This window comes from Pseudomonas sp. S3_C06, from assembly GCF_054667675.1.
This window is the reverse complement of record NZ_CP162747.1, coordinates 6,383,927-6,401,229: the sequence shown is the minus strand read 5'-3', so window position 1 is coordinate 6,401,229 and position 17,303 is coordinate 6,383,927. Positions and strand designations below refer to the sequence as shown.

The window sequence follows — 17,303 nt, the reverse complement described above, 5'->3', positions numbered from 1 at the left end:
AGCAGCCATGGCGATCACACCGCTGGATCTTCAGCAGAATGACAAACAGCTCAAGGGGCGCTTGCAGGACGGTCAACTCGATGGCCCGTTGAACATCAAGGATGACGGGCGCAAACAAGCCGATCTGCATTACAGCCAGGGCGAGCTGCAAGGCACGTCGTTGCTCTATCACCCCAACGGCAAGGTCTGCGCGCAGATGCCGTTTGTGCGCGACAAGCTGCAGGGGGTGGCCAGCTTTTATGCGCCAGAAGGTTTTCTGCAGCGCAAGGCGACGTATCGGCGCGGGTTGTTGCATGGCGAAGCGTTCAATTACTTCCCGGATGGGCAAGTGGCGGAGGCGGAATTCTATCGCGATGGCGTACGTGAGGGGCGTTATCAGCGCTTTCATCCGAATGGCAAACCGGCGGTGGAAGCGCGCTATGTGAATGGCCAACTGCTGGAGCCGGAGCAAGGTTTTGCCGAGGACGGGCGGCCATTGGGTGCGGATGGCAAGCCGATTTCGCGGGTGCGCTGGTGGTATCGGCAGTGGGCGGATCCGCAGCAGGCCTGAAGAGCCCCTCACCCTAGCCCTCTCCCTGAGGGAGAGGGGACCGACTGGGGGATATTGAAGAGGTTCACCGACGTGAAGGATATGCAGTGAATCCATAATCGACCCGTTCCTTGGATAGGCCGAGTCAGTGCTGATAATCGACTCGGTCGTTCAGGTCGACGTACAACGAAAGACACCTCGGTCGGCTCCCTCTCCCTCCGGGAGAGGGCTGGGGTGAGGGTAGCGGTTCAGGGAATCAACATCTGCATCTGCCCCGGCACCACAATCTTGATCACGCCCGCCCAGTTGCACATCAACGTCGAGTTGGCATCGATCGCTGGCATCCCTCCCAACAGCAACGTCGGCGCCCCGCCGGGAATCCACGGCGTGGCCGTCGCCGGAATACACGGCATTGGCGTCAACACCCCCAACGCGGCCGCGGTCGCAGCGGCCACCATCGGATTGGCCATGCTCATGCACACACCGAACGGCAGGATGTTGACCAGCGGAATGTGATCCATGATGTTCGCCGCCGGCATCCCGCCGGTCAGCGTGCGGTTGACCGGCAACACATTGAGCATCGACGGCGCGGCACCGAAGCTGCACTGCAACGTGGCCGTGGCACAGACTTGCGGACAGCCCATTTCAAAGCTCCTTTTCGACCATGGCATACCCGCTAAACCTTAGTCTGCCGCAGCCCGTCGCGCACATTCCCAAAGGTGATTATCCGGCAACACGCTAACCTATAAGACCGACCCGCGCTTGTGACCGCCCGAGCGCCCCATTAGATTAGCCAATGATGTCTGGCCTCCAAAATAAGCAGAAGGGATAAGCATGGCGCTTACTGACCAGTCCACCCGTATCCGCTCTGGCGAAGAACTCGATGCCAGCCTGATCGATCCGTACCTCAAGGCACATATTCCGGGCCTCAGCGGCCAGCCTGCGATCAGCCAGTTCCCCGGCGGTGCGTCGAACCTGACCTACCTGCTGGAATACCCGGAACAGGAATTCGTCCTGCGCCGTCCGCCGTTCGGCCACAAGGCCAAATCGGCCCACGACATGGGCCGCGAATTCCGCATCCTCAATCAATTGCGTGACGGCTTCCCGTATTGCCCGAAAGCCTACGTGCACTGCATCGACGAATCGGTGATCGGCGCCGAGTTCTATGTGATGGAACGGGTCAAAGGGATCATCCTGCGCTCGGAACTGCCGCCGGAACTGGGCCTCGATTCGGCAAAAACCGAAGCGCTGTGCAAAAGCTTCATCGACCGTTTTGTAGAACTGCACCGCGTCGACTACAACGCCTGCGGCCTCGGCGACCTGGGCAAGCCGGAAGGCTACGTTGCCCGCCAGATCAAAGGCTGGAGCGAGCGCTATGAGAAAGCCCTGACCCCGGATGCGCCGCATTGGGAAAAGGTCAAAGCCTGGCTCAACGACAAGATGCCGGCCGACCACCCGACCTCAAGCATCGTCCACAACGACTACCGCTTCGACAACGTCATTCTCGACCCGCACAACCCGATGCAGATCATCGGCGTGCTCGACTGGGAACTGACCACCCTCGGCGACCCGCTGATGGACCTGGGCAACACCCTCGCCTATTGGATAGAGGCGGACGACCCGGCGCCGGTGCAACTGATGCGCCGCCAGCCGAGCCACGCGCCGGGCATGCTCACGCGCCGCGAATTCGTCGATTACTACGCCGAACGCTCGGGCCTCCAGATCGACAATTTCGACTTCTACTACACCTACGGCCTGTTCCGCCTGGCCGGCATCGTGCAGCAGATCTACTACCGCTTCTACCATGGCCAGACCCAGGACAAACGCTTCGCGCAGTTCATTCACATGAACAAACTGCTGGAGCAGATGAGCCTGCAAGTCATTGCGAAATCGAGCCTCTGACGGCCCACACCAAGGAACCCTTATGTCCAAGACTCAGTTGTTCGACCTCGACGGCAAGATCGCTTTCGTTTCCGGCGCCAGCCGTGGCATCGGTGAAGCCATCGCCAAACTGTTGGCCCAGCAAGGTGCCCACGTTATCGTCTCGAGCCGCAAACTCGACGGCTGCCAACACGTTGCCGACGCGATTATCGCCGCTGGCGGCAAGGCAACAGCCGTGGCTTGCCACATCGGTGAAATGGAGCAGATCAGCCAAGTCTTCGCCGGAATCAAGGAACAGTTCGGCCGCCTCGACATTCTGGTCAACAATGCTGCGACCAACCCGCAATTCTGCAACGTGCTGGACACTGACCTGAGCGCGTTCCAGAAGACCGTCGACGTGAACATTCGCGGCTACTTCTTCATGTCGGTCGAAGCCGGCAAACTGATGCGCGAAAACGGTGGCGGCAGCATCATCAACGTCGCGTCGATCAACGGCATTTCGCCGGGGATCTTCCAGGGCATCTACTCGGTGACCAAAGCGGCGGTGATCAACATGACCAAGGTCTTCGCCAAGGAATGCGCGCAGTTTGGCATCCGCTGCAACGCCCTGCTGCCGGGCCTGACCGACACCAAGTTCGCCTCGGCACTGGTGAAGAACGACGCGATCCTCAAGCAAGCACTGACGCAGATTCCGCTCAAGCGTGTGGCGGATCCGAGTGAAATGGCCGGTGCGGTGTTGTACCTGGCCAGTGATGCGTCGAGCTACACCACCGGGGTTGCGCTCAACGTCGACGGTGGGTTCCTGTCCTGATCCCCAAAGCAAATACATAACCCCCTGTAGGAGTGAGCCTGCTCGCGATAGCGGTGTGTCAGTCAACATTTATGATCTGACACACCGCTATCGCGAGCAGGCTCACTCCTACAAGAGTTTTGTATCAGGCGATGACTTTCGGCAATTGCCAGCCGAAATGCACCGACAGCAAACGCAACGTCAAACACCCCGCCCCCGCCAGCAATGCCGCCGCTACCGGCGAAACGCCCAGCCTGCGCGCAACGATCAACACCGCCGCACCGACAAACGCCGAACTCGCATACAAATCCACCTGCAACACCACCGGTATCCGCGCCAGCACAATGTCGCGAATCACCCCGCCGCCAACCCCCGTGATCGTGCCCATCAGCATCGCCACAAACGGCGTAATGCCGAAATTCAACGCTTTCTGCGCACCCGCCACGGCGAACAATGCCAACCCCGCAGCGTCGAGCACAATCAGCGTCGATCCAGACCAACCCAGCACCTGCTCATGAAAGACAAACGCCAACCCGCCCATGAAAAACGCCAGCGCCGGGTAACGCCAATCGGCCACGGCATTGGGTGGCGTCGCACCAATCAAAAGATCACGGGTGACCCCGCCGCCAAGGGCGACGATAAACGCAATCACCATCACCCCGAGCAAATCGAGCTGACTGCGCATTGCCGCAATCGCACCCTCGACAGCAAACACCGCCGTGCCGACCAGGTCGGCCACCAGCACAATCCGCTCAACCCGGGACTTACGCCCCGCCGGCGCTACTGCGTGACGCAACGGGTTGTAGTGATGTGTCGAGTAACCTGCCCGTCGGCGTACACGTCACCGGCGACCTCGGTGTTTTCGAGGACCTGGCAAGTACGTTCCGGTGGCGGAGGTGGCGCTACCGGTGGAGGTGGCGGTGGACTGGCACAACCCGCCAGCAACACAGCAAAAAAAGCCAACGGCAACACGCGTTTCCCAAGAAGGTTCATAGGACGATCCGCGATGAATGGAAGAGCAACTCCCGCGACCGAACCGACCACGGAAGACCTGACCACTCATTCTTTATAGCCGAGGCCCCCGCAAGCGCCAGTGAATCGGCCGGATCGGAGGGGTATGGCTGTCGATTTTGCGTTGGAATCAGCGAGGGTTGGCAGGCTGGGATTCGCTTTGCCAGACAGGCCGCCTTCGCGAGCAAGCTCGCTCCCACAGTGGAACCGAGTACATCTGCAAAAAACAGGTCGGCTGTCAGGCCGCCTTCGCGAGCAGGCTCGCTCCCACAGTGGAACCGAGTACATCTGCAAAAAACAGCTCGGCTGTCAGGCCGCCTTCGCGAGCAGGCTCGCTCCCACAGTGGAACCGAGTACATCTGCAAAAAACAGGTCGGCTGTCAGGCCGCCTTCGCGAGCAAGCTCGCTCCCACAGTGGAACCGAGTACATCTGCAAAAAACAGGTCGGCTGTCAGGCCGCCTTCCCGAGCAGGCTCGCTCCCACAGTGGAACCGAGTACATCTGCACAAAACAGGTCGGCTGTCAGGCCGCCTTCGCGAGCAGGCTCGCTCCCACAGTGGAACCGAGTACATCTGCAAAAAACAGCTCGGCTGTCAGGCCGCCTTCGCGAGCAAGCTCGCTCCCACAGTGGAACCGAGTACATCTGCAAAAAACAGGTCGGCTGTCAGGCCGCCTTCGCGAGCAGGCTCGCTCCCACAGTGGAACCGAGTACATCTGCAAAAAACAGGTCGGCTGTCAGGCCGCCTTCGCGAGCAAGCTCGCTCCCACAGTGGAACCGAGTACATCTGCAAAAAACAGGTCGGCTGTCAGGCCGCCTTCGCGAGCAGGCTCGCTCCCACAGAAAAGCAAAAGCAAGGCACCTCCCACCTCGCATCGCCTCGGCTCCTCACCACTCAACAGGATGAGCGTTAGCTCGGCTGCAGCTCTTGATCTTGCCGTGCTGGCCCCTTCGGCAGGCTGAGTGGAGGGATTGATCCGGGGGTGGGAGCGCAGCGACCGTTTGGCGAAGCCAAACACAGCGAGAGGAGGTGCAGCGAAGCAAACCGTAGGCGCTGCCCCCGGATCGATCCCGGAACGAAGGAACCCCGAGCTTTAGCGAGTGGGCCGAACGCCGGGGCCCAGCCTTTTGGTTACTTTTTGGCGTTTGAAAAAGTGACCCGCTGTAAGAGCGGAACCGCCAGCCGCAGCACCCGAAGAAACGGATATACACCCAAAACCCCAAGAGCATGGTCGGCCCAAAGGCCGCCAAGCCTAAAAGCCCTAAGCCAAATCCGGATCCCGAAACAAACGCAAAGAATTGCTCTCAAGCTCATACCGCAACTCTTCAACCAACGCCTCAACAGCCTCAGGCGTACGCAACGCATCAAGCTTCAACCCGCTGATCACCAGATCCACCTGCCCCGACACCGGGTGATACAGCTTCACCGTCAGCGAATGATCACCATCGACCAGACACTCACACGCCAGCGGCGAAAAACTACGCTCAAGCTGTGCGCGCAACTGCACAAGATTCATCATTGCGGCTGTTCCTTTAGCAACTTCGAAGGGACGCGACCACAAACCTCAAAAGGCTCGCACCGCACCCCAACAGACTAAGAACAGCCGCCCGACATCAACACCTCAAATTGCACCAGATCAACTAGTGCATTTGCACCCTATCGCTGGCCCTTAACGCTCGAATCCCCGGCAAACAATCCACGCTCGCGCGCCCAGACAATTGCCTCGCTGCGACTGTGCACATCCAGCTTGGAATAAACCGTCGCGACATGATTACGCACGGTGTTCGGCGCCAGTTTCAGCCGCGCCGCGATCTCCTTGTCCGCCAGCCCTTCACAGATCAACCCCAGCACATCACGTTCACGCGCCGTCAGATCGGTAAACGAAACGCTAGGCAATTGCGGCGAGTTGACCTTCTTCACATTGGCCAGTTTTTCGATCAGCGTCCGACTGAACCACGAAGCATCTTTCATCACCTCTTCAATCGCCGCCACCAGCTCAAGCTCGGTGCGCTTGCGCTCGGTGATGTCCATCAACACCAGCAAATAGCACGGTATGTCCTGAATATTCACAGTGTCGGCCGACAGCGCACACTCGAGCAGTTCCGCATCCTTCTTGCGCACCCGCACATCCACCCGATCCACTCGACCGTTTTTCTCAAGCGCGGCCAGCAACCGCGTGCGCGCACCGCTGTCATCGATGAAATCCAGCTGCGTCACGGTTTTGCCGAGCATGTCCTCACTGTCGTAGGCCAGGGTTTCGAGGAACGCCTGATTGACGTCGATCACTTGCTGCTCGTCGGCACTGCAAATCAGGATCGGCACCGGCGTCAAGCGAAACGCCTTGGCAAAACGCTCCTCGCTTTGACGCAACGCCACCTCGGCCCTATGCCTCGGCTCCATGTCGACGAAGGAAAACAGCATGCAATCCTCATCGTTGAGCGTCAGCGGTTGGCCGGCGACGATCACTTGCTTGCTGCCGCCATCGGGCAGACGCAGTTCGGCCTGCATCTGCGGAATGGTCGCGACGTCACGCAGACGTTGAATCGCCAGATCCTTTTTCTCGGCCTGCTCGAAGATGTCGATTTCATAGGCCGAGGTGCCGATCACTTGCTCGCGGGTATAGCCGGTCATCTCGAGAAAACCGGGATTGACCTTGATGTAACGCAGGTCGCTGAGGCGGCAGATCACCGCCGGCGCGGGGTTGGCATTGAAAGTCTTTTCGAAGCGCTGCTCGGCGTTGGCCCAGTCGGTGACGTCGCTCATGATCAGCACCAGCGACTCGGGCTGCCCTTCGCGATCAGTGAGAATCATGCTGCGCACGCTGTGCACCCAGATACGTTCCGGATCATCGGTCGGCGATACTTCGATCAGCACGTCATTGAAACTCTCACAGCGCGCCACCCGGCTGATCGGGTAGTTTTCCGCGGTGATCGAGTGATTGTTGCGATAGCGCAGGTTGAATTTTTTGGCGTATTCGTCGGCATTGTGGCCAAGATCGGTGATCCGGCTGACACCGTGCATGGCCAGCGCGGCTTCGTTGGCCCAGAGAATGCTCTGATCCAGCTCCAGCAGAATCACCCCGTCGGACAGCCCGGCGATGATCTGCTGCAACTGGCGGCGGTTGGTTTCGGTGGTCAGGACTTCCTGGCTCATTGGATCTCCACAAGTGATACGCCCATGTGAAGAGTACGACCGCAGCCACCCGTGATCGTGCCGAGCCATTAATTTGCGCAACAACGCCTACAAGGGATCGCGGTGCATTCGCGACTTCCGGCTTTGTCGTCTAACGTTAATACCTCATCGGATTGAGCCCCTGCCCGCAACACCGGGCTCTTGATCAAGGAGAGACTGATGACGTCGCGTCGCAACATCGAACAGACCTACCGCACCTGGTCCAGCCCGATTCTGCTGGAGCTGAAAAAACGTGAACACCAAATGGCGCCGGTCGAGCGTCAGGCCCTTGAGAATGTCCTGGTGGAAAGAAGGTTGCTGGACATCGGTAATCCGGACGGTATCGAACGCCGTCGAAACAGCGGTGACTGACATTCCGCTATCGCGAGCAGGCTCGCTCCCACAGGGTTTGGAGTCGTTTAAAAAATTTGTGTTCAGCCGCAATCACTGTGGGAGCGAGCCTGCTCGCGAAGAGGCCGGTGCAGACACCTTGATCATTGAGGCCGACGCACCGCCCTCACCCGCCCACTGTCACCGCCACCGCAATAGAAACGATCGGCACCGTCCGCCTCCAGCCCGGAGACACCTTGCCCCGCCGGCATCTTCAGCGACTCGAGCACCTCACCGTCCTGCGGATCGATATGTCGCAGCTCACTTTCATCTCCCTCCCAAGTGCCATGCCACAAGGCACCATCCACCCAGGTCACCCCAGTGACAAAACGGTTCGACTCCAGCGTGCGCTGGATCTCGCCGGTCTGCGGATCGATCTGATGAATCTTGCGCTCGCGATACTGCCCCACCCATAACGAGCCGTCCGCCCAGGCCATGCCTGAGTCACCACCATTGCCCGGTGCCGGAATGGTGTGCAGTACGCGTCCGGTGGCCGGGTCGATTTTGTGGATGTGGCGGTCGGCAATCTGGTACAGGTGCTGGCCGTCGAAGGCGGTGCCACCGTCGGCACCGACCTTGAGCGTGCGCACGGTTTCGCCACTGGTCGGATCCAGTGCGTTGAGCTGTCCGTCGCTGGCGAACCAGACCTGTTGGCCATCGAAGGTCACGCCGTGAATGCCTTTGATGTCATCAAACGGGCCGTACTCGCGAAGGATTTCTGCGTTTGCGTGTTTCATGGGGGCTTCCTCGTGGATGTGTGGGTCCAGCCTAGCCATTGCCCAGCGACACCGGGAGTAACAAGATCGTCGCGAAACCCGGCATTGGCGGCGTCATCCAGCGCCGCGCCCGGCCGACACCGAAGGCCTGCACCTTGCCCACCAGCGCCAATGCCTCCAACGCCCGCTGCACCTGGCGCTGACTGTTGCCCAAGGCCAGTGCCAACGCCGAACTCGACCAACTCTCGCCGTCGGCAAGCAAGGCCAGCAACGCCGCGTATTTGTCCTCGACCGGCAGGGTCAGCAACGCCACATCCGCGGCCACCAGCGCAAAGCCTCTTGGCGTTGCGGTAATGCTCGCCAGCGGTGCCAACGCCGCACGCAACCGGCCGATTTCGACCCGCAAGCGGGCACGGTGCGACTCATCCGTGAGGGCAAAACCAAAGGCTGTGGCGAACAGCGTTTCGCGCGCCACATCGTCCGGCCAGGCTTGCGCAAGCAATCGTGCGAGATTGAACAGCACCGGCCGCGTGGCCAGCGGCACCGTCATGCCGGCACCGCGCACGCTGTAGCGACAGGCATCGACGATCAGTGTCGACGAGTTGAACAACGCTTCAACCTGCGCCAGATTCACCCGTTGCGCCTGACCGGCAACGCTCAGCCGCGCTGCCGGCGCAGCGAGCATGTGACTGGCCTGATCGACCTCGGCGCGCAGTGCGGCGATCCCGGCCTGTTGCGCCGCAGCCTGCGCCCGCGCCAGCGCCGCGCGGGCCTTGTGTGCCTGGACCCGACGCACGGCGATCCCGGCGGCAATCAACTCATGAGCAGTACGCAGCGCCGGCGGCAACGGCGCCGGGTCAGTTTCACCCAGCAACGTTTCGGCCTCTTGCAGCTCGCCAATCAACAGCAACCGGCGAATCTGCAAATAGCGCGCGTGCGCCGCGTTCACGCCGTCACCGTGCGCCTGCAAGACCCGCCGCGCCGCCTCCAGCGCCTTCACCGGCCAGCCCAGATCCCGCGCTGCCAGCGCCACCTCGGCCTCGGCGACCACACAACGCGCCCGCGACAACGGTTCATTGCTGCCGAACGCCTTTATCGCCCGTTGCAACAACGCCTTGGCGCGGGGCAGATCACCGAGCTGAGCCATGGCAATTGCGCGCAGGGCCAGCGCCGGCGGGTCATCACGCAGAGCGACGTAGTTCAACGCGCCTAGCGGGTCACCAGCAGACAGCGCGCGGCCGGCGGCGTTGATCAGCGAATCCATGGCTCGTCCGTCCCTCGATGGCTGAATCGTGAGCTGAGTCTGATCGCTGATTATGGCGCGTTTGGACGCTTGATCGGCTGTTTCAGTTGTTGCAACATCGGCACAGCTTTTCCAATGGATGGAGTCGAGCATGCTGGATGCAAACGCTAGCCACATTACCTTCACTGTCGAAGGCGCCAACGCCGACCTGCAAGTCCTCAGCTTCACCGGTCGCGAAGCCCTCAACCAACCGTTCCGTTTCGACCTCGAACTCGTCAGCGCCCGCCCCGACCTCAAACTCGAAGAGCTGTTGCACAAGCCCGGCGTCCTGACCTTCGGCGCCACCGGCGAAGGCAAGATCCACGGTCTGGTCTATCGCATCGAGCAAGGCGACTCCGGCAAGACCCTGACCCGTTACAGCCTCAGCCTGGTGCCACAACTGGCCTACCTGCGGCACAACCACGATCAGCAGATTTTCCAGCAACTGACCGTACCGAAGATCATCGCCCAGGTGCTGGAGGATCGCGGCATCCTCGCCGACGCCTACAGCTTCCAGCTCGGCGCCGAGTACCCGGAACGCGAATACTGCGTGCAGTACGACGAATCCGATCTGCATTTCATCCAGCGCCTGTGCGAAGAAGAAGGCATTCACTTCCACTTCCAGCACAGCAGCAGCGGCCACAAACTGGTGTTTGGCGACGACCAGACCGTGTTCCGCAAGCTGAAACCGGTGAGCTACCAGCAAGACTCCGGCATGGCCGCCGACAAACCGGTGATCAAGCGCTTCAACCTGCGCCTGGAAACCCGCACCACCCGCGTCAGCCGCCGCGACTACGACTTCGAAAAACCGAAGATCCTCCCCGAAGGCGCGGTCAAAACCGAGTTCGCCCCGGACCTCGAGGACTACGACTACCCCGGCCGCTTCACCACCCGCGAGCGCGGCAAGTTCCTCTCCACCCGCGCCCTCGAACGCCATCGCAGCGACTACAAACTCGCCGAAGGCAAAGGTGACGAACCAACCCTCACCAGCGGCCATTTCCTCACCCTCGCCGAACACCCGCACGCCGAGTGGAACGACCTGTGGCTGCTGCTGGAAGTCTTCCACGAAGGCAAACAGCCGCAAGTGCTCGGCGAAAACGTCACCAGCGACGTCACCGACAACAAAAGCGATTTCCACCAGGGCTACCGCAACAGCTTCCTCGCCACCCCGTGGGACGCGCACTACCGCCCTGCCCTTGAACACCCGAAACCGCAAGTCCTCGGCAGCCAGACCGCCGTCGTCACCGGCCCCGCAGGCGAAGAAATCCACTGCGACCCATACGGCCGGATCAAAGTGCAATTCCACTGGGACCGCGACGGCCAGTCCAACGACAAAACCACCTGCTGGATGCGCGTCGCCAGCGGCTGGGCCGGCGCCGCGTACGGCGGCATCGCCATCCCGCGCATCGGCATGGAAGTCCTCGTCACCTTCCTCGAAGGCGATCCCGACCAGCCACTGGTCACCGGTTGCCTGTACCACAAAGAAAACGTCGTCCCCTACGACCTGCCGGCCAACAAGACCCGCAGCACCTTCAAGACCCTGAGTTCACCGGGCGGCAAGGGCTACAACGAATTCCGTATCGAAGACAAGAAAGGCGCCGAGCAGATCTACATCCACGCCCAGCGCGACTGGGACGAAAACATCGAGCACGACCAGAAGATTCGCGTCGGTAACGAACGGCACGACACCGTCGAAGCCAATACGCTGAGCGAGTTCAAGGTTGAAGAGCACCGGATTACGCATCTGGACCGGATTAGCGAAATGCGTGCGGATGATCACCTGACCGTCGGTGTGACGCAGCATCTGAAGGTGGGGACTGCGCAGTTTGTTGAGGCCGGGTCAGAAATCCATTACTACGCCGGCCAGAAGGTTGTGGTCGAAGGCGCCATGGAACTCACGGCCAAGGCTGGCGGGAGTTTTGTGAAGGTGGATGCCGGTGGTGTGACCATTAGCGGGGCTGAGGTGAAGGTGAATACCGGCGGCGCGCCTGGCGTGGGGACCGGGATCGCCATTCTTGCTCCGCTGATTCCCGGACTGGCGGCGACTGACACGGCCGGCAACTTGATGGAACGGGCCAAAACCAATCCCACCTGGCTTGAACTGAACCTGCACTACGACAATCTCGAACCCGTACCCGGCGCGTCTTATCGCGTTGAATTCGCCGATGGTTCGACTCGCGAAGGTGTGCTCGACAGCGACGGATTCGCCCGGCTGGAAGACGTGCCAAAAGGCCCCGCGAAAGTCTATTACGGTGAAGACCCTCGTCCCTATGATCGTCCGGCAGTGGCCGTGGTTGACGCTTCTGACGATAAAATCGACGAAGATCTGCGAAAACTGGGTCTTGACCCCGCCACCGTTGATCTACAGGCATTGGTCGAAAAAGCCGCAGGGAGGCTGGCATGAGCGAACAAACAAGCAGCAACGACGACCGCACCGGGGCTTATCAGGAAGCGGCTATCGAACTGGGCAAAGGCATTGCGATGGGTGCGGTGCCATTTCTGGGCCAGGCCATTGACGTGTACGACACCATTGAATCCGCCGTTCTGCTGTACAAATCGGACACGCCCGGAGCCAAGGAAGATGCCCAGTTCGACTTGCTCCTGGCAGTGATCGGCTGGATACCCGGCGCGGGTGACGGCTTGAAAAAAAGCATGCGTATCGTCAACCGCAACCCTCAACGATTCGCCCCGGTTTTGTTCGATCTGCTGCGGTTCGTTCTGCAGGAATGCGGCATCAAGACCAGTCCGGAAGAACTCCTGTCACGTATTTTCAACGCCGGCAAACTGCGTGCGGAAATGGACGACATCATTTCCGCGATCAGAAGTTCCTCTGTTTACAAGGGCTCGCCGGGTTGGGTTCAAACCGCCGTGGTGACCGTCCTCGCTACCGCCCGAGACAACATGCCGGCGATGCTTGGCATTGTTGAAAAACGCCTGATCAAATGGAAAGGCATGCAGCGCAACAGCTCCGCCGCGTCGTCTGGCACCAGTCACCCACGGCGCGCGGAAAAACCCGCCAACCGCGATTCCTCCGTCGGCACTCAAGGCAAGGACGGCGCCAGCGGCACCCACTCCAACCGTGTCGAATCCTCCAAGGTCGGCGTTCAGGCGCCTTCGAGCATTTTGAATGAAGGCTTGGGCGTCAGCGGCGAACATATCGCCGATTACATCTGCGCAGTCGAATTCGGTTGGGGCAAAGATTGGGATGGACATGACAAGGGGGCGGATGGCAAATGGCTGGAGGGGCTGCCGGGTGCCACGAAAACCGGAAAACTTTCTTCGGGAGGCAGCCCTAAAGCCAGGCATGTCCTTTACAAACTGTCTGACGGCGCCAATGGAACCGGTATCGACGCGGTCTGGCGCGCGAAGCCAGCGAACAATGGCGGCGAAAAATTCGCGATTGTCGAAGCGAAGGCGAGCCGCGAAGAAGATGCACCAAAATTCATGCGTAGAGCCAATAACACTCGAAAACCCGGCATCGCCTCCAAACTGGGAGAATCGGGCATATCGGGCGTAACGCGCATCGCCGACGCAAGCCAACTGCTTGAACCGATCGAAGATACCCCTGAGGCCGGTGCCAGCAAGCCCTCAACGTCGATGAGAACCGGAAAAAACAAACCACAGGCATCCAGCCGCTCACCGGCCCCCTCTGCCAAGATCAAAGAAATACTGGTTCAAATGAGCAGTCAGTGGATCACCCAAAACCTGAACAAGGCTGTGGCTGGTCGCGCACTTGCCGCACAGGTCCTGGCCTCTTACAGTCGCCATCTGTTTTATTCCCCGCTTTATCATTCCAGCGCAAGCCCGAAAGACCATGCCGAAGCGCGGTTTCAGAATCTTGCAGAAAGCACCCATCGCACACACAAGGCGTTTCATTACAACGAAACCGAGGTGAAAGCGGCTGTAAACAAGCGCAAAAAGTCCTTGGCAAAAAAATATGGCGCGAGGGACTCCCTCAAGCTTGAGGCATGACATCAATGAGCAAACGCCAGAAATTCTTCTCTGATCATCAGTACAACCACTTCCTGAAAGAACATGACGAAGTCATCGAGTTCTTCAAGACCAATCGTTTCAAATCCGACTCCGATGAAGAGGAAGCATCCCAGCGTGCCCGATACTTCCAAAGTCTGGCTTTGGACAAATTGTTGGCAACTTACACCGCAGGAATGGACATTGAGTCTCTGGTTCCGTTACTTGAGGACCTGATCGAAAAATATGAAGTGCGCCAGCAAACCCTCGCCGACTTCGAAGGAGCGCCACAGATTTCTCCGTTGGCTATCGATGACTGGCCAGATCAGTACGAAGAAGCTGTGCAAGTAATCGGTCTGTGTATTCTGCTGCACCGTAACGACTTGCTCGTACGCTTTGTCAAAATGCTGGACAACGCAGGTTATGCCGGGGACGACACGCTATTCGAAGATCTGTTGAAGAAGGTACTGCCCAACCGTCATGACGTTGACCAGTGGTATCACGACGTATACACCCCGCTAATACAAGCAATCTACGCCGACACGCGCGAAGAGGCGTCCGCCCTGCTGAAAAAGTATTGCCAGGGCTGGTACCCCGCTTTTAAACAAGCACCGTGGCACGACACTCATTTACAAGGAGAAGACGGCAATTACGTTGGCTATTGGGCAATCGAGGCCGCCGCCATCGCGTTTTTGTATGGCATCGACGACAGCAAAGTCGACCATATGGTTTATCCAAAAGATCTGGTCGACTATGCGAGAAATCACCAAAGCCCACGAATGACACAAGTTGGCCGAATCGTTGCCGGCGATGCATGCAGCCGGACCGGCTATTGGTTCACTCCTGCTCAGGCGAACTCCCGCCGTCATTTCCAACAGGGTGAACTCATGCCGAAGATCAACGACTCCCGTTGGGGCGATACGCTTTGGTATTGGTCGGGGGAAGTTTGAGTTGAAGTCAGTCCTTCAGGACGAAGGTTCGATCAGGGAGAGCTTGAACAACCTGAGTGAACAATCTGCGAACCTGACGTTTGAGCTACCCGATAACACCCCCGTTGTACGACTCGGGCTGATCGCAACCCTCTACTTCAAGGAAGGCTACTCGCTGCAAAGCAAGCGCAATGTCATGCAATGCTTCACCCGATTCAAGGAAGAGTTCGGCCAGCATCTGAAGGGACAGTTCGACGACCGCTACAAGAAGCTGACAGATTCCGGATTCAGCAAAACCCAGGAAAAAATCCGCGAGTCAGGGCCAAACGAACAATACGAATGGCACATCAGCAGCGCCGCAACGGCGAACGAAGCTGCTGCGTACAGCCTGTCCGCACTGAACTCGTTCGAGATGCATGGCGATCAAAAACGCTCATACCTGAAGATGACATTGCCCTGGAGTTTCCTGAAAGAGCCCGATGGCGTCGCGCGCTTTGAAGAATGGCTGGTTTACTTGTGCGATCAGGTTGAAGCCGAACATGGCTACGGCGGACTCTCGAGCATACTGCCCTACGACTTCGATCGTTACATGCCCATGGAATTTCAACTGGCGCAGCAATATGTCGGTCTGGAAGTTGACTCAATGGTGCACAACTTCAAACGAGAATTGCTTGATCACATCAAAGGTGTCAACTGGTACACCATTGTAGGCACTCGATTTACCGAGCAACTGGGAGGTAAAGACGGATTACGCCACGCCTTAAGCGGACGTGGCGACGTCGAGATGCTGGATTATCAGGGCGGACTGATCATTCGCGCCGGCGCTTTACCCGAACTGGGCGCTATCCATGAACCTCTGCCCGTAACCTATGTAGCGGTGAACCGCGTTTTGAAACAGCTTCGTAATCCAAAACCCGATCAACTGCACACTTATTCACCCTACGGTAACTGCTTCGAACAAGACAGTACCGAGCGCTGGTACGCGCGATTCGACCAAGACGATGCGCATTCGAAAACTCCAGCACGAATAGAGGCCGGTCAGCCTTGTAGCGCCGCGGGTTATTGGTTCAGCCCCGCACAGGCAAACTCCCGACGTTACTTCGACTTGGGGGAAATAATGCCTCGGTTCAGTGGCTCGAATTGGGGCGATACGCTTTGGTATTGGTCGGGGGAAGCGTGAGTGGATTCAGCCGAGCAATCCGGTGCTCCTCAGCAGCTCCTGCAAGCCTTTTGGCACCAAGGGCGCCTGCTCGCTGAAGCTTGAGCTGTCATGCCAGCGCGCGGTGAAGGGCGCGCCGTCGCTTTCATGGCCATCGATCTGTGCGTGGTCGTAGACGCCCTGATCGACAAACGTCGCGTCGTATACCTGGACAATTTCGTGTCCCGGTTTGCCGTTGTAAACGAAAAGACTTTCGAGTGTGCCGAGCAGACGCATGTCCGTCATGGTCAGCCCCAACTCCTCCTGCACTTCACGCACGATGGTTTCGGCGCTCGTCTCGCCGAACTCGATACCGCCGCCGATGGGCCGAAAGCAGGTTTGCTGGCTGACCGGGTCGCGAAATTCGTTAACCAGAATTTTGCCGTTGTGATGAAAAACGCAAAGTGCGAGCGCGCGAATGCGGTGTTCGGCCATGACTGAAGTCCATTTACAGGTGTGGGGGCGCGGCATTTAAACATGCTTTGCGCGACACACCCGTGGACGTCACTGGAAAAGGCTCGCCTCAGACCGGAGAAATCGTTGCGAGCAGGCCGATCAGAATGGTCAGTGTCAGAAAGCCACCCAGAAAAATCGCCATCTTGTTCATGTTGCTCTCCTCAATGCTGAGCTTGCGGTGCACTGGGCGCTTCGGGATGAAGGACTGCCGCGAGTGCCGAACCGTGGGGCTATTTTGAGCGGATGACTGAGCTGGTAACAGAGGCAGATCCAGTGAAAAAATACGGATCAGATGCGCATCTGATCCGCATGGGCCATGGGCCGATATTCAGATCGCGGCACAAGGGTTCAATTTCGGCGTGGTTGATCTAGAGTCATTGCCGTCGCGACAACAACAAGAAAAATCCTGGAGTGAACATGACCGATCTGAACCTGCAACCCAACGTCGCTGAATCGCTAGGCAAATGGCACGAAATGATCCACACCGGCAACCTAAGTGCCCTGCCCGGTCTGCTCGACCCGCAAGCCGTGTTCCGCTCGCCGATGGCGCACACGCCATACCCGGGCGCGCCGGTAGTGTCGATGATCCTCAATACCGTGTTTGAGGTGTTTGAAGACTTCAAATACCACCGCGAACTGGCGACTGCCGATGGCTTGAATGTGATTCTGGAGTTCAGCGCCAGGGTCGGGGCGAAAGAGCTGAAAGGCATCGACATGATTCGCTTTGATGAGCACGGCAAGATTGTCGAGTTCGAGGTGATGGTTCGCCCGTTGAGTGGACTGCAGGCGTTGGGCGAAGAGATGGGTCGGCGCCTCGGCGCTTATCTGGCGTCCGCAAAAGCCCTGTAGGAGCTGCCGCAGGCCGCGATCTTTTGATCTTGATCTTTCAAAAGCAAGATCAAGATCAAAAGATCGCAGCCTCGTTTCACTCGACAGCTCCTACAAAACTATTTGCCATAAAAAAGCCCACTGACCGTCGCCG

16 protein-coding genes are annotated in these 17,303 nt (G+C 58.9%); 9 read left to right on the top strand and 7 right to left on the bottom strand.

What is annotated here, in order from left to right:
* Positions 1–7: 7 nt before the first annotated feature.
* A complete protein-coding gene (locus AB4N44_RS28455; protein WP_150751800.1) occupies positions 8–550 on the top strand; it encodes a toxin-antitoxin system YwqK family antitoxin in 543 nt (180 codons plus the stop codon).
* 227 nt (positions 551–777) lie between these two features.
* Here the strand turns inward: AB4N44_RS28455 and AB4N44_RS28450 are convergent, their stop codons facing one another.
* Positions 778–1,173 (bottom strand): DUF4280 domain-containing protein, encoded by a 396-nt coding sequence (locus tag AB4N44_RS28450; RefSeq protein ID WP_007911072.1) that lies wholly within the window; start codon positions 1,171–1,173, stop codon positions 778–780.
* A 190-nt stretch (positions 1,174–1,363) separates the two neighbouring features.
* Between AB4N44_RS28450 and AB4N44_RS28445 the strand changes: the two genes are divergently transcribed.
* The gene (locus AB4N44_RS28445; RefSeq protein WP_150751799.1) at positions 1,364–2,431 is read left to right on the top strand and encodes a phosphotransferase family protein; all 1,068 of its coding nucleotides are present in this window, start codon (positions 1,364–1,366) and stop codon (positions 2,429–2,431) included.
* A gap of 22 nt (positions 2,432–2,453) precedes the next feature.
* A complete protein-coding gene (locus AB4N44_RS28440; RefSeq protein ID WP_034152479.1) occupies positions 2,454–3,221 on the top strand; it encodes an SDR family oxidoreductase in 768 nt (255 codons plus the stop codon).
* Positions 3,222–3,345: 124 nt separating this feature from the next.
* On the opposite strand, the gene AB4N44_RS28435 is transcribed toward AB4N44_RS28440, so the two are convergent.
* From AB4N44_RS28435 to AB4N44_RS28425, 3 genes are all read right to left on the bottom strand, one after another.
* Positions 3,346–3,939 carry a trimeric intracellular cation channel family protein gene (locus AB4N44_RS28435; RefSeq protein WP_460111054.1) on the bottom strand — a complete coding sequence of 198 codons (594 nt, stop codon included), beginning with the start codon at positions 3,937–3,939 and terminating at the stop codon, positions 3,346–3,348.
* A gap of 1,532 nt (positions 3,940–5,471) precedes the next feature.
* Positions 5,472–5,729, bottom strand: a complete 258-nt coding sequence (locus AB4N44_RS28430) for a DUF1652 domain-containing protein (protein ID WP_150650731.1) — start codon at positions 5,727–5,729, stop codon at positions 5,472–5,474.
* 137 nt (positions 5,730–5,866) lie between these two features.
* Positions 5,867–7,363 carry a helix-turn-helix transcriptional regulator gene (locus AB4N44_RS28425; RefSeq protein WP_460111056.1) on the bottom strand — a complete coding sequence of 499 codons (1,497 nt, stop codon included), beginning with the start codon at positions 7,361–7,363 and terminating at the stop codon, positions 5,867–5,869.
* A 198-nt stretch (positions 7,364–7,561) separates the two neighbouring features.
* On the opposite strand from AB4N44_RS28425, the gene AB4N44_RS28420 reads away from it, so the two are divergent.
* Positions 7,562–7,753, top strand: a complete 192-nt coding sequence (locus tag AB4N44_RS28420; protein ID WP_038366183.1) for a hypothetical protein — start codon at positions 7,562–7,564, stop codon at positions 7,751–7,753.
* A gap of 122 nt (positions 7,754–7,875) precedes the next feature.
* On the opposite strand, the gene AB4N44_RS28415 is transcribed toward AB4N44_RS28420, so the two are convergent.
* Together AB4N44_RS28415 and AB4N44_RS28410 are read right to left on the bottom strand one after the other, a co-directional pair.
* A complete protein-coding gene (locus AB4N44_RS28415; protein WP_127926737.1) occupies positions 7,876–8,508 on the bottom strand; it encodes a Vgb family protein in 633 nt (210 codons plus the stop codon).
* A 31-nt stretch (positions 8,509–8,539) separates the two neighbouring features.
* Positions 8,540–9,751, bottom strand: coding sequence for a helix-turn-helix domain-containing protein (locus tag AB4N44_RS28410; RefSeq protein WP_160039357.1), 1,212 nt, complete (start codon positions 9,749–9,751; stop codon positions 8,540–8,542).
* Between the two features lie 130 nt (positions 9,752–9,881).
* On the opposite strand from AB4N44_RS28410, the gene AB4N44_RS28405 reads away from it, so the two are divergent.
* From AB4N44_RS28405 to AB4N44_RS28390, 4 genes are read left to right on the top strand one after another with little or no spacing between them, the layout of a single operon-like run.
* On the top strand, positions 9,882–12,173 hold the full coding sequence (locus AB4N44_RS28405) for a type VI secretion system Vgr family protein (RefSeq protein ID WP_127926735.1): 2,292 nt from the start codon (positions 9,882–9,884) through the stop codon (positions 12,171–12,173).
* On the top strand, positions 12,170–13,741 hold the full coding sequence (locus AB4N44_RS28400; protein WP_127926734.1) for a hypothetical protein: 1,572 nt from the start codon (positions 12,170–12,172) through the stop codon (positions 13,739–13,741). The genes AB4N44_RS28405 and AB4N44_RS28400 overlap by 4 nt, the downstream gene beginning before the upstream one ends.
* Positions 13,742–13,746: 5 nt before the next feature.
* Entirely contained in the window at positions 13,747–14,688 is a 942-nt protein-coding gene (locus AB4N44_RS28395) for a PoNe immunity protein domain-containing protein (protein ID WP_174245055.1), read from the top strand.
* A gap of 1 nt (position 14,689) precedes the next feature.
* On the top strand, positions 14,690–15,847 hold the full coding sequence (locus AB4N44_RS28390) for a DUF3396 domain-containing protein (RefSeq protein WP_238704394.1): 1,158 nt from the start codon (positions 14,690–14,692) through the stop codon (positions 15,845–15,847).
* 6 nt (positions 15,848–15,853) lie between these two features.
* Here the strand turns inward: AB4N44_RS28390 and AB4N44_RS28385 are convergent, their stop codons facing one another.
* Positions 15,854–16,300 (bottom strand): NUDIX hydrolase, encoded by a 447-nt coding sequence (locus AB4N44_RS28385; protein WP_127926732.1) that lies wholly within the window; start codon positions 16,298–16,300, stop codon positions 15,854–15,856.
* A 438-nt stretch (positions 16,301–16,738) separates the two neighbouring features.
* On the opposite strand from AB4N44_RS28385, the gene AB4N44_RS28380 reads away from it, so the two are divergent.
* Complete coding sequence (locus AB4N44_RS28380; RefSeq protein WP_127926731.1) at positions 16,739–17,170, top strand: nuclear transport factor 2 family protein; 432 nt, start codon at positions 16,739–16,741, stop codon at positions 17,168–17,170.
* Positions 17,171–17,303 lie beyond the last annotated feature (133 nt).